We start from the raw sequence: 15,415 nt of genomic DNA on the forward strand, positions 1-15,415 counted from the left end.
GCGGACGTGAAGGGGGCTACGTGCGAGTAACCTGGTCGCTCCGCATCGATCGGACGCCCGAGGGGAGGTGGCCGCGTGCCGAGCTCAGGGGTGCCGACCCGCGCGGCTTCCGTCGCCGTGGGCGAGGCGGGGATCCTCGAGGCGGCGATCTCGGTGATGGCCGAGCACGGCTACCACGGCACGTCGGTGCGGGACATCGCCCTGCGGGCGGGGGTGAGCCCCGCGGCGCTCTACCACCACTTCGACTCCAAGCAGCAGGTCCTCGCGACGATCATGGAGCGGGGGATCAAGGCGCTGCTGCAGCGCACCCACACGGCACTGGCCGAGGCGGGCGACGAGCCGGTGGACCGGCTGCGGGCGCTCGTCGAGGTGCAGGTGCTGTTCCACCTGGAGGACCAGCGCGGCACGCTGCTGGGCACCAGCGAGTTGCGGGCGCTGGAGGAGCCGATCCGCAGCAGGCACCGGGCCAAGCGGCTGCAGCAGCAGCGGCTGTTCGACGGGGTCGTGGCCGACGGAGTGGAGCGGGGCGTGTTCACCACCCCGGAGCCGCAGGAGGCTGCCCGCGCGATCGTCGTGATGTGCACCGGGGTGGCGAGCTGGTTCTCCGCGAAGGGCCGGCTCGACCGCGCCGAGGTGATGCGCCGCTACCAGCGCCTGGCCCTCGACATGGTCGGAGCGGTCGGCGCCTGAGCCCGGGGGCAGGCCGATGACCGCGGCTGCCGCGCGAAACGGGCGCCCGGCCGACGCCGGCGACCCGGACGTGCTCGCCCGCCTGCTCGCGCACCGGCTCACCGCCGTGCTGGGCACCGAGGTGGCGGTGCCGCGACCCACCCGGCTGACCGGCGGGGCCAGCCGGGAGACCTGGTCGTTCACGGCGGACGCGGGCGACGGGCCGCCCCGGCGGCTCGTGCTGCGCCGCGACCCGCCCGGGCCGGGTCGCCCGGACGGGATGGCCCGCGAGGCCGCCGCCATCGCCGCCGCCCACGCCGCGGGCGTCCCGGTGCCGCGGCTGGTCGACGCCGGCACCGACCCCGCCGTGCTCGGCGCGCCGTACCTGATCAGCGAGCACGTCGACGGCGAGACGATCGCGCGCCGGCTGCTGCGCGAGCCGCAGTACGCCACCGCGCGGGAGGGCCTGGCCGCCGAGCTGGGCCGCACCCTCGCCCGGATCCACGCCGTGCCGGTCGACGCGGTACCGGGCCTGGCCGTGATCGACCCGCTGGAGCACCTGCGCGAGACCTGCGACGCGCTCGGCGAGCCGCTGGCGACGATCGAGATCGCGATGAAGTGGCTCGAACGGCACCGGCCGGCCGACGTGCCGGAGACGGTCGTGCACGGCGACTTCCGCACCGGCAACCTCATCGTCGACCCGTCCGGGCTGCGCGCGGTGCTCGACTGGGAGGTGGTGCACCGCGGCGACCCGCGCGAGGACCTCGGGTGGCTGTGCGTGAAGTGCTGGCGCTTCGGCTCGCCGCTGCCCGCGGGCGGGTTCGGCACCGTCGAGCAGTTGCTCGACGGCTACGCGGAGGTGGCCGGGCACCGCCCCGACGTCCACGCGGTGCGCTGGTGGCAGGTCTACGGCACCGCCCGCTGGGCCCTCGGCTGCCGGGCGATGGCCGAGCGGCACCTGTCGGGCGAGACGCCCTCGGTGGAGCTCGCCGCGATCGGGCGGCGGGTGTGCGAGCAGGAGCACGACGTGCTGCTCGCGCTGGGCCTGCCCGCCGACCCCCGCGGGTCCGACTCGGTGTCGCCCGCCCCCGGCTCCGACCTGCACGGGCATCCCACGGCGGCGGAGCTCGTCGCGGCCGTGTCGATGTTCCTGCGTGAGGACGTCATGGCCGCCACCGAGGGCAGGGTGAACTTCCTCGCACGCGTGGCCGCGAACGCCCTCGACGGCGTCGAGCGCGAGCTGCTGGTCGGCCCCGAGCAGGAGCGCAGGCACCGCGAGCGCCTGGCCGCGTTCGCACAGCGCGACCAGGCCGGGCTCGCCGCGGCCATCCGGTCCGGCGAGCTCGCGGCGGACGACCCGGCCCTGCTCGCGGTCGTCCGGGCGGCGGTGACCGACCGGCTCACCGTGGCCAACCCCCGCTACCTGTCCCACCCGGGCTGACCGGATGGTGCGCGGGCCCGTTGACACCCCGGTGACCCCCTCGTAGCGTCCCCGTTTAACGAACGTTCAGCCAAGTATCGTGACGTCGACGAAGGGCTGGAACATGGTCAGTGCCGACCCCACCACCGACCCCACCGCCGAGATCCGGATGCGCCCGGTCGCCTCCGGACTGCAGTTCCCGGAAGGGCCGATCGCGTTGCGCGACGGCAGCGTCCTGCTCGTGGAGATCCAGCGCGGCACGCTGTCGCGCGTGGCTCCCGACGGCACCGTCAGCGTCGTGGCCGACCTGGGCGGCGGCCCGAACGGCGCCGCCATCGGCCCCGACGGCGCCGCCTACGTGTGCAACAACGGCGGCTTCGAGTGGCACGACCGGAACGGGATCACCGCGCCCGGTCACCAGCCGGCCGACTATGCCGGCGGGCGCATCCAGCGCGTCGTTCTCGACGGCCCGGACGCCGGGACCGTCACCGACCTCTACACCGAGTGCGACGGCCGGCCACTGCGCGGCCCCAACGACATCGTGTTCGACGCCGAGGGCGGGTTCTGGTTCACCGACCTCGGCAAGAGCCGCCACCGCGACAGCGACACCGGCGCCCTCTACTACGCGCAGCCGGACGGGTCGTCGATCACCGAGGTCGTCCACCCGCTCGTCCAGCCCAACGGGGTGGGCCTGTCCCCGGACGGGTCGCGGGTCTACGTGGCCGAGACCGGCCCGGGGCGCGTCTGGTGCTGGGACGTCGACGGCCCGGGCCGGGTCCGCCGGGCCGAGGGCGGCCCTGGCGGTGCCCGGCTGCTGCACGGGTTCGCCGGCTACCAGATGCTCGACTCGCTCGCCGTCGACGGCGACGGGAACGTGTGCGTGGCGACGCTGCTCACCGGCGCGGTCAGCATGATCGCCCCGGACGGCACGCTGCTGCGGCAGGTCCCGGTGCCCGAACCCGACCCGTTCGTCACGAACATCTGCTTCGCGGGCGCCGGCTCGCGCACCGCGTTCGTCACCTCGTCCGGGCGCGGCGTGCTCTACACGCTGGAGTGGCCCACCGCGGGCCTCGACCTGGCGTTCTCGGCATGACCGGGAGCAACACCGCGGTCAGCGTGCGGGCCGCCCTGACGGCCCGGTTCACCGCGCCGGGCGCGGAGTTCGAGGTCGTCGAGCAGACGGTGCGGGGCATCCCGATGCGGGTCTTCTCTGGCGGGCCGCAGACGCTGCGCGAGGTGCTGCTGGGCAGCGCGGCGTTCGGTGACCGCACCTTTCTCGTGTACGGGACCGAGCGGTGGACGTTCGCCGAGCACCTGCGGCAGGTGGCCGGGATCGCCCGCCTGTTGACCGGGGAGTACGGGCTGCGCACGGGCGACCGCGTGGCGGTGACCATGCGCAACCACCCGGAGTGGGCGCCGATCTTCTACGCGGCCCAGGCCGTGGGGCTGGTCGTGGTGCCGCTGAACGCGTGGTGGTCGGCGGCCGAGCTGCGCTACGCGCTCGCCGACTCCGGGGCGAAGGTCGCGATCGCCGACGCCGAGCGCACGGCGCTGATCGCCCCGCAGCGGGACGAGCTGGGCGGGATCCCGCTGATCGAGGTACGCGGGGAGGGGACGCCCGCGCCCGGGGTGCGGCGCTGGGCCGACCTGCTCGCGTCGCTCGACCTGGACGCGAGCCTGCCCGACGCGGATGTGCGTCCCGACGACGACGCCACCATCCTCTACACCTCCGGCACCACGGGCCGCCCGAAGGGCGCGATCGGCACCCACCGCAACCACTGCACGAACATCCGCAACACCCTGCTCGCGGCGTACGTGGGCGCGGCGATCGCGAACGGGGGCGAGCCGCCCGCACCCGACCCCGCCGCCCCGCAGCCGGGCGCGCTGTGCACGTTTCCGCTGTTCCACATCGCCGGGATCACGAGCCTCTGCTACACGGTGCTCACCGGGGCCAAGCTCGCCACGCAGCACAGGTGGGACCGCGTCGAGGCGCTGGAGCTGGTCCGCCGCGAGGCGCTGACCGGGGTGTCCGGGGTGCCGACGGTGATGCGGCAGCTCGTCGAGGACGCGGCCGCCGACCCGTCCCGGGTGGCGTCGCTCGCCGGGATCAGCATGGGCGGCACCCCGGTGCCGCCGGACCTGATCGGGCGCATCGACTCCGGGTTCGCCTCCCTCGTCGCGCCCGCCAACGGCTACGGGCTCACCGAGACCACCTCGGCCGTCGTCGCCAACAGCGGCGCGGACTACGTGAGCCACCCCGACAGCGTCGGGCGCTGCATGCCGGGCGCCGACGTCCGCGTCGTCGACCCGGCGACCGGAGACGACGTGCCCGACGGCGAGGTCGGGGAGCTGTGGTTCCGCGGGCCGAACATCGTCCGCGGCTACTGGAACAACCCGGAGGCGACGGCGGCGGCGTTCACCGACGGCTGGTTCCACACCGGCGACCTCGGGCGGGTGCACGAGGGGTGGGTGTACGTCGTCGACCGCATGAAGGACGTGGTGATCCGCGGCGGGGAGAACATCTACTGTGCCGAGGTCGAAGCCGCGCTGTTCGAGCACCCGGCCGTCGGCGACGTGGCGATCGTCGGGGTGCCGCACGAGTCGCTGGGGGAGGAGGCGGTCGCGGTGGTGCACCTGCGCCCCGGCGCCGCGCCCGGCCCGGACGTGGCGGATCGGCTGCGCCGGCACGTCGGGGAGCGGCTGGCGTCGTTCAAGGTGCCCACGCACGTGGTGTTCCGCGACGAGCCGCTGCCGCGCACGCCGAGCGGGAAGGTGCTCAAGCGCGATCTGCGGGCGCCGGTCGCGGCCGAGGTGCGGGGGAGGGCATGACCGACCCGGATGTCCGGTACGAGGTCGACGGCCACGTCGGGCTGCTGACGCTGAACCGCCCCGAGGTGCACAACGCGCTGCGCCGCCGCACGTACGACGAGCTCACCGAGCTGGTCCGCACGACGTCCGCCCGGGTGCTGGTGGTCACCGGGGCGGGCCGTTCGTTCTGCTCCGGCGACGACGTCCGCGAGCTGATGAACGGCGGCGAGGCCGCGCCGCCGCGGCCCGCGCCCCGGCTCACCCCGGCCGCGGGCGCGCTGCTGCACACCGATGTGCCGGTGATCGCGGCCGTCAACGGCCCCGCGGTGGGCTGGGGGATGGAGCTCGCGCTGATGGCCGATCTGCGGATCGCAGCGCGGCGGGCGCGGTTCGGCGAGCTGTTCGTCAAGCGCGGCCTGTGCAGCGACGTCGCCGGCATCGCGCGGCTCGCGCAGCTGGTCGGGCGGGAGCGCGCCGCGGAGCTGCTGTTCACCGGAGAGGTGATCGACGCCGAGCGCGCCGTGCGGATCGGGCTGGTGGGCCGCGTGGTCGACGACGAGCAACTGCTGCCCGCCGCGCTCGAGCGGGCCCGGGCGATCGCGGCCAACCCGCCGCTCGCCGTGGCCGCGCTGAAACGCGGGCTGCGCCGGGCGCTCGACCCGGACTGGACCGACCTGGGAGTGTGGGTGGGCAGCACCCTCGGCGAGCTGTTCGCCACCGAGGACCACCGCGAGGGTGTGCGGTCGTTCCTGGAGAAGCGGGAGCCCGAGTATGTCGGCAGGTGAGCAGGTGGATGCTCAGCTGGCGGGGATCGACGCGCAGCGAGTGGGGCGCTGGCTCGGCGAGCACGTCGACGGGCTGGTCGGGCCGGTCGAGTTCGCGCTCGTCTCCGGCGGCCGGTCCAACCTCACCTACCGGGTCACCGACGCCGCGGGCCGGGCGTACGCGCTGCGCCGCCCGCCGACCGGGGGCGTGCTCTCGACCGCCCACGACATGAGCCGGGAGTGGCGGTTCATCTCGGCGCTGGCGCCCACCGCCGTCCCGGTGGCGCCGCCGCTCGCGTACTGCGCCGACCTCGAGGTCACCGGCGCGGAGTTCTACGTCATGGGCTTCATCGACGGGCGGGTGCTCGCCGACCACGAGGCCGGCATGCGGCTGGCGCCCGAGGCGCGGGCGCGCGCGGGGGAGCACCTGGTCGACGTGCTCGTGGAGCTGCAGGCCCTCGACCCCGCGGAGGTCGGGCTGGGCGATCTGGTCCGGGGCACCGGCTACGCGGAACGGCAGCTGCGGCGCTGGCACAAGCAGGTGCACGCCTCGGGTGCGGCCGATCTGGCCCTGCTCGACGAGGTGCACGACCTGCTCGCCGCGCACGTCCCGGCGCAGAGCAGCGGCATCGTCCACGGCGACTACCGGCCGGGGAACATGGCCTTCGGGCCGGACGGCACGGTGTGCGCGGTGTTCGACTGGGAGCTGGCGACGTCCGGCGACCCGATGGCCGACCTGGGCTGGCTGGCGTCGAGCTGGCAGGACCCGGACGACACGACGGAGGCGACCACGGCCGGGCCGAGCACGGTGCCGGGCTTCCCGCGGCGCGCCGAGCTGGTGGAGCGCTACGCGCGGTTGTCCGGGCGGGACGTGTCGAACCTGCCCTACTGGGTGGCGTTCTCCCGGTGGCGGATGGCGTGCATCGGCGCCGGCGTGCAGGCCCGCTACCTGGCGGGGCACATGGCCGACGACGGTTATCTGGAGGAGGCACGGGCGCGCGCCGAGCAGGGCGTGCGGATGGGCGAGGCGGCCCGCGACGCGTTGCGTGAACTGGGGATCTGAGCGGAGCTTGCGGAGCGAACGGACAGCACTGAGGAAGGGACAGCATGGCCTGGGATTTCTCGACCGAACCGGAGTTCGAGGAGAAGCTCGAGTGGATGCGCGGGTTCGTCCGCGAGGAGATCATCCCGCTCGAGACGCTCGATCTGGACGGCGCCGCGCTCGCGCGGGCGACGGCCCCGATGAAGGAGGAGGTCAAGGCCCGCGGGCTGTGGGCCGCGCACCTGCCACCCGAGCTGGGCGGCAAGGGGTTCGGCCAGGTCAAGCTGGGCCTGATGCACGAGATCCTCGGCCAGTGCGTCTACGCGCCCGCCGTGTTCGGCAACAACGCCCCCGACTCGGGCAACGCCGAGCTGCTCGCCGTCGGCGCGAACGAGGAGCAGAAGCGCAAGTGGATGCAGCCGCTGCTCGACGGGCGGCTGCGCAGCGCGTTCTCGATGACCGAGCCGGGCGCGGGGGCCGACCCGACGCTGCTCACCACGCGGGCCGAGCGCGTCGGGGACGAGTACGTGGTGAACGGGCACAAGTGGTTCACCTCGAACGGCTCGGTGGCCGACTTCCTCATCCTCATGGCGGTGACCAACCCGGACGGGCCGCCGCGGCGCCGGGCGTCGATGTTCGTGGTGCCGGCCGACACCCCGGGCGTCGACATCCTGCGCGACGTGCCGACGATGGGCGACCCGCACGAGCACGCCGGACGGCCCGGCGGGCACGCCGAGATCATCTACCGGGACGTGCGGGTGCCGGCCGAGAACCTCATCGGCAACGAGGGCGACGGCTTCCTGCTCGCCCAGAAGCGGCTCGGCCCGGGCCGGATCCACCACTGCATGCGCTGGCTCGGCCAGTCGAAGCGGGCGTTCGACATGCTCTGCGAGCGGGCGGTGTCGCGCTACACGCACGGGTCGGTGCTCGCGGACAAGCAGATGGTGCAGGACTGGATCGCGACCTCCGCCGCGGAGATGACCGCGGCCCGGCTGATGACGCTGCAGGCCGCCTGGAAGATGGACCAGGGCGGCACGGCGGCCGCGCTGAACGACATCGCGATGATCAAATTCTATGGCGCGACGGTGCTGTACAACGTGATCGACCGGGCGATCCAGGCGCACGGGTCGCTCGGCTACACCACCGACCTGCCGCTCGAGTCGATGTACCGGCACGCCCGCGCCGCCCGCATCTACGACGGCCCCGATGAAGTGCACAAGGTGACCGTCGCCCGGCGGATGCTGAAGGACTACGAACCGCACGAGGTGCCGAGCGAGCACGTCCCGACCCGCCGCGAAGCGGCGCGGAAGAAGTTCGCGCACCTGCTGGACGCGGCGACGGTGAGCGCCTGACCCGAGCGCACTGCCGGTCCCCTGGCCGTGAACGCGGGGCCGCCCGGGCGGGTGCGCGGTGGACGGGCGGGAGGCCGCGGCCCGGCGCCGGCTCGGACGGGCGTGATCCGCGGCGGGGATGATGGTCTCCGGGTCGGTTCCGCGGAACGCGCCTGCCGTTCCGCGGAACGCGCTCGCTGCCGGGCGGGCGTCGTTGTCGGTGGTGGTCGTCGTGCCTGCGGCGGTGCGGCACGACCCGGTGGGTGGGCGGTTCCGCGGAACGCGGTGGGATCGTGGGCGTTTCGTCGATCGCGGGCCGGTCACTCGCTGAATGGCGTTCCGCGGAACGCGCCGGGCGGGGCCGCGGGCGCCGTGCCCGTCCACGCCGGGGCGCGGCCGCGTATGGCGTTTCGCGTTCCGCGGAACGCGCTTGCTGCCGGGCCCGGCGTCGTGGTCGGTTCGGCTGCAGTCGCCACCAGCGGGGCGCACGGATCCAACGGTTCCGCGGAAAGCGGTGTGAATCACCGGCGTCGCGGTGCCGGCGATGTCCTCACCAGGCCTGATCCGAGGCCGAATGCGGCGATCACGGGCGGAGGGCGGCGGGCGGACATCACCGGGCGACCTTCTGCCCGTGATCGCGGGGGACCGGCCGACCGGCCCTCCGCGATCACGGGTGGATGGTCGGACGTCAGCGCCGCACGCCCAGGGTCCGGAAGTTGATCTGGCCGGTCACCAGGGTCTCGAAGCCGACGACGTGGTCGGCGGTGGCGATCACCGACTCGTCGGAGACGATCGGCACCTGGAACGCCTCGTCCACCAGCTCGCCGACGGCCTCGTGGATCTTCTCCCGGCGCTGCTCGGGGTCGAGGCTGTCGAGCGCCTGCCGGTGCAGCTCCTCGAGCCGGGGCGTGGTGTGCCGGCCGGGGTTGGAGAACCCCTCCCCGGTGAACTGCAGCTCGATCGTCATCGACGGGTCGGGGCGCCCGCCCCACTGCGAGACCAGCGCGTCGCCCTGCTGCTGGCGGTAGTAGACGTCGGCGGTCTGCGCCGCCTCGACCGAGCGGATGTTGGCGGTCACCCCGATCTCGGAGAGCATGTTCTGCACGGCCTCACCGGCCTGCACGTACGTGCCCAGCGCCGTCACCAGCATCTCGAACTCGAACCCGTCGGGCAGCCCGGCCTCGGCGAGCAGCTGCCGCGCGCGTTCCGGGTCGTAGGCGTAGCGGTCGCCGGGGTAGTCCGGGTTGTGGGCGAAGTAGCCCTCCGGGAACGGTTGCACGATCGGCTGTGCCGCGCCGAAGTAGATGCCCTCGGCAATCGCCTTGCGGTCGATGGCGTGGTTGAGCGCCTGCCGCACCCGCGGGTCGTCGAACTCCGACCGGGCGCGGTTGAGGTAGAGCACCAGGTACGTGAGCGTCGTGCCGCGGTGCACCGTGACGCCCGGGAGCGCCTCGGCCTCCGCGACGAGCCTGCCCGACAGCAGCGCGAGGTCGACCTCGCCGGTGCGCAGCGCGTTCATGCGCGTGACCTCGTCGGGCAGGATCCGCAGCTCGAGGTTGCGCACGCCGACGACGTCCGGGTCCCAGTAGTCCTCGTTGCGCTCGTAGAAGATCGTGTCGTTGGGCCGGTACTCCCGCACCCGGTACATCCCGGTGCCGACGGGGGCGAGATCGAGGTCGGGGTTGTCGAACGCCGTGGGGCTCACCATCGCTCCCGCCCGGTGCGACAGCAGGCCGAGCAGCATGCTGTTGCGCTCCGACAGGCGCAGCCGCACGGTGAAGGGGTCGACGATCTCGACCTCGGTGATCGACGCGAGGTCGGCCGCCACCGACGAGCCCTCCACCGTCTTCGCCCGCTCGATGTTGGCCCGCACCGCCTCGGCGTCGAACGGGGCACCGTCGTGGAACGTCACGCCCTGGCGCAGGGCCATGCGCAGCGTCAGCCCGTCGTCCTCCCAGGCCCACTCCGTGGCGAGCCCGGGGATCGGCTCGCCCTCGGCGGACAGGTGCACGAGCCGGTCGTAGACGGGGGCGAAGAAGCGGATGTCCTGGCCGATCGTGGACCGGTGCGGGTCGAAGCGGCTCGGGCCGACGGCGTCGGCGAACCGGAGCGTGGCCTCGGGGTCGAGGTCCTCCGGGGCGACGGGGGCGGCCGGCGCGGCCGCGCCGCCGCCCTGGTCGCCTGCGGATATCGGGGCACAGCCGGATGCCAGCAGTGCGGCGGCGGCGACGGCGGTGACGAGGGTGCGGAGCTTCATTGTTCCGGTTCACCTTCCGGTTCCGCGGGGGATGCGGTCGGCCGAATGAGCGGGGCGTGCGGGAACGGTTCCGACTCGGTGTCCGAGCGGCATTCCCCGCCCGTGATCGAGGGCGAGGGTGGGTCGCGCCCGCGGCGGTGACCGCGGGGGCGAGTGGCGTTTGTGCTGGTCGCCGGGGCGTTGACCGGCGGCGTGACGGAGGTTACCTTAACAGTCGATCGATTAGTAGCGAAGCTCGCGGCGGGACGCCGCTCCGCTAATTCCGTCGCCGTCCGATCATCGGCCACAGCGAGGTGGGCGCGTTTTCCCCCTCGCCCATTCGACGCATGGGGAGGGCGTGGGGATCGTGCTGCAGTACACGCTGAGACGGATCTTGGTGATCATCCCGTTGCTGTTCCTGGTCTCGCTCGGCGTGTTCGCGCTCGTCCTGATGATCCCCGGCGACCCGGCGATCACGATCGCGGGCGAGAACGCGACCGCCGAGCAGATCGAGGCCACCCGGGAGCGGCTCGGGCTCAACGACCCTGTGCTCGTCCAGTACTTCACCTGGGCCGGCTCGGCCCTGCAGGGCGATCTGGGAACGTCGCTGTTCAGCAACGAGTCGGTCACCGGCGCGATCCTCGCCCGCTTCCCGGTGACGATCGCGCTGACGGTGGCGGCCATGCTGGTGGCGCTGCTCATCGCCGTGCCCGCCGGGATCGTCGCCGCCGTGCACCGCGGGCGCTGGCCGGACCGCGCGGCCACGCTGTTCGCGTCCGATCTCGCTGCCGAACTTCTGGGTCGGGATCCTGCTGATCATCGTGTTCGCCCTGATGTTCCCGATCTTCCCGGCGGTCGGGTACACGCCGATCTCCGAGGGCGTCGGGGCGTGGGCGCACAACCTCGTGCTGCCCGGGCTCACCCTGGGCACCGCGGTCGCCGCCGAGATCACCCGCCAGCTGCGCGGGTCGCTGTACGACGTGATGCAGCAGGACTACATCCGCAGCGCCCGCGCCAACGGGCTGCGCGGCTCCGCCGTGATCGCCAAGCACGGGCTGAAGAACGCCGCGGTGCCGGTGGTCACGGTGATCGGCTTCCAGGTCGGGTTCCTGCTCGGCGGCTCGGTGATCGTCGAGCGGGTCTTCGGGCTTCCCGGGCTCGGCGACCTCGCGATCCGGGCCGTACTGCAGCGCGACATCCCGATGATCCAGGGGATCGTCGTCGTCACCGCGGTGGTCGTGATGCTCGTGAACCTCGCCGTCGACCTCAGCTACGGCTACCTCAACCCGAAGGTGAGGCAGGCATGACCCTCTCGGCCCTCGACGAGCAGGAGGCGATCGCCACCCCGGAGCTGTCGGCCAGGGCGCGGTTCCTGCGCCGGTTCCGCCGCCAGTACCCCGCGTTGATCGCGCTGGCCTACCTGGTGCTCGTCACGCTCGCGGCGATCTGCGCGCCCCTGCTCGCCACCCACGACCCGCTGGAGCAGAACCTCTCCGGGGTGCTGCAGCAGCCCGGCGGCGGGCACGTCCTCGGCACCGACGAGCTCGGGCGCGACGTGTTCAGCCGCGCGCTGTACGCCGGGCGGATCTCGCTGGTCGCGGCGGCGCAGGCCGTCGGTGTCGCGGTCGCGCTCGGGGTGGTCCCCGGCCTGGTCGCCGGATATGCCGGTCGCCGCGTCGACGCGGTGATCATGCGGATCACCGACGGGCTGATGAGCTTCCCGCCGCTGATCCTCGCGATCGCGTTCGTCGGCGTGCTCGGCCCGAGCCTCACCAACGCGATGTTCGTCATCGGCGTGATCTTCGCGCCGCGCTTCGTCCGCCTGGTGCGCGGCACGGTGCTGTCGATCCGGGAGGAGACGTTCATCGAGGCGTCCCGGTCGATCGGCACCCCGACGCGCACGGTGATCGCCCGGCACGTGGTGCCCAACGCGCTCTCCCCGTTGGTGGTCCAGGTGTCGCTGGCCGCCGCGATGGCAATGCTCGCCGAGGCGAGCCTGTCGTTCCTCGGGCTGGGTGTGCAGCCACCCGACGCGAGTTGGGGCTCCATGATCGAACGCGGGTTCCGCTACACCGCGGCCGCACCCTGGCTGACCGTGTTCCCCGGCCTGCTCATCGCGCTCACCGTGCTGGCCTTCAACGTCCTCGGTGACGGGCTGCGCGACTCGCTCGGCCGAGAGGTGAGGAGGGGCGCATGACGGAACCGCTGCTGGTCGTGGAGGACCTCGAGGTGGAGTTCGCCACCGATGACGGCTGGGCCACCGTGCTCGACGGCGTCTCGTTCACCGTGGGCCGCGGCGAGACGGTGGGCCTGGTCGGCGAGTCGGGCTCGGGCAAGACCGTCACCAGCCTCGCCGCGCTCGGCCTGCTGCCCGACCGCTCGGCCCGGATCACCCGGGGCAGCGTGCGCCTCGACGGCGTCGAGCTCGTCGGGATGCCCCGGCGGAAGCTCGAGGCGCTGCGCGGCGACGAGATCTCGATGATCTTTCAGGAGCCGATGACGAGCCTCGACCCGGCGTTCCGGGTGGGCGACCAGATCGCCGAGGTGGTGCGCCGCCACCGCGGGGGCTCCCGCCGCACCGCGGCCGCCCGTGCCGTCGAGGTGCTCACGAAGGTCGGGATCCCGAACGCCGAGCGCCGCGCCCGCAGCTATCCGCACGAGTTCTCCGGCGGGATGCGGCAGCGCGTGATGATCGCGATGGCGATGGCCTGCGAACCCAAGGTGATCATCGCGGACGAGCCGACCACCGCTCTGGACGTCACCATCCAGGCCCAGGTGCTCGACCTCATGCGCGCGATGCGCGACGAGTTCGGCACCGCGGTCGTGTTCGTCACCCACGACCTGGGCGTCGTCGCCGGCATCTGCGACCGGGCCGTCGTCATGTACGCGGGCCAGGTCGTCGAGCAGGCGAGCGTCGACGAGCTCTACCACCGCCCCCGCCACCCCTACACCGAGGCGCTGATGACCGCGATGCCGCAGCTGACCGGCCGGTCCGGCCGGCTGGCGACGATCCCGGGCCGCACGCCCGCGCCCGGCGCGATGCCGGCCGGGTGCCGGTTCCACCCGCGGTGCGGCCACGCCGTGGCGGCCTGCGGGGAGGGCGACTCCGGCGGGCGCGTCGAGATGCGCACGCTGCTTCCCGCCGGGCGGGAGAGCCGTTGCCTACGCGTGCAGGAGCTGGCGCTGCGGGGCACGGAATGAGCAGCGCGGTGTCGGCCGACGCGGCGGGAGCGGCGCCGGACGGGCGCACGGCCGGGGACGTCCCCGTCGCGGAGGTCGAAGACCTGCACGTGGAGTTCCGGCTCCGGCGCGGCCTGCTCGGCGGCACGGTGCCGCTGCGCGCGGTGCGGGCGGTCGACCTGCGCATCGGCGAGCGCGAGACCGTCGGGCTGGTGGGGGAGTCCGGGTCGGGCAAGTCGACCACGGGCCGGGCGATGCTGCGGCTGGTCGAGCCCACCCGCGGCCGGATCCGGCTCGACGGCCTGGACATCACGCGGCTGCGCGGCGCGGAGCTGCGCGGCGTGCGCCGGAAGATGCAGATGGTCTTCCAGGACCCCTACTCCTCGCTGGACCCGGCGATGGTGATCGCCGAGAGCATCGGCGAGCCGCTCGACACCCACGAGAACCTCACCCGCGCGGAGCGCACGCGGCGGATCGAGGAGCTGCTCGAGCACGTCAACCTCTCCCGGCGCCACCTCAACCGGTATCCCTACGAGTTCTCGGGCGGGCAGCGGCAGCGGATCGCGATCGCCCGCGCCATCGCGCTGAATCCGCGGCTGTTGGTGTGCGACGAGGCGGTGAGCGCGCTCGACGTCTCCACGCAGAACCAGATCCTCAACCTGCTCGAGGACATCCAGGCCGAGTTCGGGCTGTCCTACCTGTTCATCGCCCACGACCTCGCCGTGGTGCGGCACATCGCGCACCGCGTGGCGGTCATGTACCTCGGCGAGATCGTCGAGACGGGGCCGACCGAGCGGCTGTTCGCCCGGCCCGCCCACCCCTACACCGAGGCGCTGCTGTCGGCCGTCCCGATCCCGAGCCCGCGCCGCCAGCGCGAGCGCGAGCGGATCGTGCTGACCGGCGAGGTGCCGGACGCGGCCCACCCGCCCGCCGGCTGCGCCTTCCACACCCGGTGCCCGTACGTCATGGACGTCTGCCGGGAGATCGCACCCCCACCCACCCCCGTCGAGGGCGGGGGCACCGTCCGCTGCCACCTGAGGAGCTGATCCATGGAGATCGCCGACACCACCACCCTGCTCACCGGCGGGGCCTCCGGCCTCGGCCAGGCCACCGCCCGCCGGCTGGTCGACGCGGGCGGCCGGGTGGTGATCGCCGACCTGCCCACGTCGTCCGGGCCGGAGGTGGCCAAGGAGCTCGGCGCGGCCGCCACGTTCGTCGCCGCCGACGTCACCGACGCCGACCAGGTCGAGGCCGCGCTGGACGCTGTGGAAGAGGTCGGCGAGTTGCGCGCCGTCGTGCACACGGCGGGCAGCGGCCGGGCCCAGCGCCTCGTCGACCGCGACGGCAACCCGGCGAGCCTCGAGTGGTTCACCCAGGTCGTGAACCTCAACCTGATCGGCTCGTTCAACGTGCTGCGGCTCGCCGCGGCCCGGATGGCCCGGCTGGAGCCGATCGGGGAGGAGCGCGGCGTGGTCGTCATGACCGCGTCGATCGCGGCGTTCGACGGGCAGATCGGACAGGCGTCCTACTCGTCGTCGAAGGCCGGGGTCGTGGGCTTGACGCTGGTCGCCGCGCGCGACCTCGCGAGCCGCCGGATCCGGGTCTGCACGATCGCGCCCGGCCTGTTCGACACGCCACTGCTCGGGCGGATGGAGGAGGCCAAGAAGGCGGCGCTCGGCGCCCAGGTGCCGAACCCGCCCCGGCTCGGGCAGCCCGACGAGTACGCGCGCCTGGCCGTGCAGATCGTCGAGAACCCGATGCTCAACGGCGAGACGATCCGCCTCGACGGGGCGCTGCGGATGGCCCCGCGCTGACGGCACGAACGGCACTGCGCTTTCACTAGAGCGTGTCCCGTGGATCATGCGGGTCGGCTGCGGTAGATCTCTTCTGTGCTTGATCGCCACGACTTGACCGACGCGGAGTGGGCACGGCTGGAGCCGTTGCTGCCCGACCGGACACCGCGAC

At 73.5% G+C, this 15,415-nt stretch carries 12 protein-coding genes and 2 pseudogenes; 13 read left to right on the top strand and 1 reads right to left on the bottom strand.

Annotated elements, in window-relative coordinates; all coding sequences use genetic code 11:
• Positions 1-75: 75 nt before the first annotated feature.
• The 7 genes from KME75_RS18960 (at position 76) to KME75_RS18990 (ending at position 8,055) form a co-directional block, all read left to right on the top strand.
• Complete coding sequence (locus tag KME75_RS18960) at positions 76-690, top strand: TetR/AcrR family transcriptional regulator (protein WP_219416187.1); 615 nt, start codon at positions 76-78, stop codon at positions 688-690.
• A 16-nt stretch (positions 691-706) separates the two neighbouring features.
• Positions 707-2,110, top strand: a complete 1,404-nt coding sequence (locus KME75_RS18965) for a phosphotransferase family protein (protein ID WP_219416188.1) — start codon at positions 707-709, stop codon at positions 2,108-2,110.
• Positions 2,111-2,189: 79 nt separating this feature from the next.
• Positions 2,190-3,182: an SMP-30/gluconolactonase/LRE family protein gene (locus KME75_RS18970; RefSeq protein WP_308282891.1), complete on the top strand. Its 993-nt coding sequence runs from the start codon at positions 2,190-2,192 to the stop codon at positions 3,180-3,182.
• On the top strand, positions 3,179-4,918 hold the full coding sequence (locus tag KME75_RS18975; protein ID WP_219416189.1) for a class I adenylate-forming enzyme family protein: 1,740 nt from the start codon (positions 3,179-3,181) through the stop codon (positions 4,916-4,918). Before KME75_RS18970 ends, KME75_RS18975 begins: the two co-directional genes overlap by 4 nt.
• Positions 4,915-5,682, top strand: coding sequence for an enoyl-CoA hydratase/isomerase family protein (locus KME75_RS18980; RefSeq protein ID WP_219416190.1), 768 nt, complete (start codon positions 4,915-4,917; stop codon positions 5,680-5,682). The genes KME75_RS18975 and KME75_RS18980 overlap by 4 nt, the downstream gene beginning before the upstream one ends.
• A 4-nt stretch (positions 5,683-5,686) precedes the next feature.
• Positions 5,687-6,724, top strand: coding sequence for a phosphotransferase family protein (locus KME75_RS18985; protein ID WP_308282892.1), 1,038 nt, complete (start codon positions 5,687-5,689; stop codon positions 6,722-6,724).
• Between the two features lie 44 nt (positions 6,725-6,768).
• A complete protein-coding gene (locus KME75_RS18990; RefSeq protein WP_219416192.1) occupies positions 6,769-8,055 on the top strand; it encodes an acyl-CoA dehydrogenase family protein in 1,287 nt (428 codons plus the stop codon).
• A 667-nt stretch (positions 8,056-8,722) separates the two neighbouring features.
• On the opposite strand, the gene KME75_RS18995 is transcribed toward KME75_RS18990, so the two are convergent.
• Positions 8,723-10,291, bottom strand: coding sequence for an ABC transporter substrate-binding protein (locus KME75_RS18995; protein ID WP_219416193.1), 1,569 nt, complete (start codon positions 10,289-10,291; stop codon positions 8,723-8,725).
• Positions 10,292-10,667: 376 nt separating this feature from the next.
• Here KME75_RS18995 and KME75_RS46830 point away from each other — a divergent pair.
• The 6 genes and pseudogenes from KME75_RS46830 to KME75_RS19015 form a co-directional block, all read left to right on the top strand.
• Positions 10,668-10,883, top strand: a pseudogene (locus tag KME75_RS46830) (ABC transporter permease); the annotation flags it as partial.
• 208 nt (positions 10,884-11,091) lie between these two features.
• Positions 11,092-11,577 carry an ABC transporter permease gene (locus KME75_RS43320; protein ID WP_308282893.1) on the top strand — a complete coding sequence of 162 codons (486 nt, stop codon included), beginning with the start codon at positions 11,092-11,094 and terminating at the stop codon, positions 11,575-11,577.
• A gap of 68 nt (positions 11,578-11,645) precedes the next feature.
• Positions 11,646-12,467: pseudogene (locus tag KME75_RS43325) on the top strand (ABC transporter permease); the annotation flags it as partial.
• Positions 12,464-13,471, top strand: coding sequence for an ABC transporter ATP-binding protein (locus KME75_RS19005; RefSeq protein WP_219416195.1), 1,008 nt, complete (start codon positions 12,464-12,466; stop codon positions 13,469-13,471). The pseudogene KME75_RS43325 and the gene KME75_RS19005, both read left to right, overlap by 4 nt.
• Positions 13,468-14,496 carry an ABC transporter ATP-binding protein gene (locus KME75_RS19010; protein WP_219416196.1) on the top strand — a complete coding sequence of 343 codons (1,029 nt, stop codon included), beginning with the start codon at positions 13,468-13,470 and terminating at the stop codon, positions 14,494-14,496. Before KME75_RS19005 ends, KME75_RS19010 begins: the two co-directional genes overlap by 4 nt.
• 3 nt (positions 14,497-14,499) lie before the next feature.
• Positions 14,500-15,264 carry an SDR family NAD(P)-dependent oxidoreductase gene (locus tag KME75_RS19015; RefSeq protein WP_219416197.1) on the top strand — a complete coding sequence of 255 codons (765 nt, stop codon included), beginning with the start codon at positions 14,500-14,502 and terminating at the stop codon, positions 15,262-15,264.
• Positions 15,265-15,415: the final 151 nt, after the last annotated feature.

It is taken from the genome of Pseudonocardia nigra, assembly GCF_019396355.1.
GTDB lineage: Bacteria > Actinomycetota > Actinomycetes > Mycobacteriales > Pseudonocardiaceae > Pseudonocardia > Pseudonocardia nigra.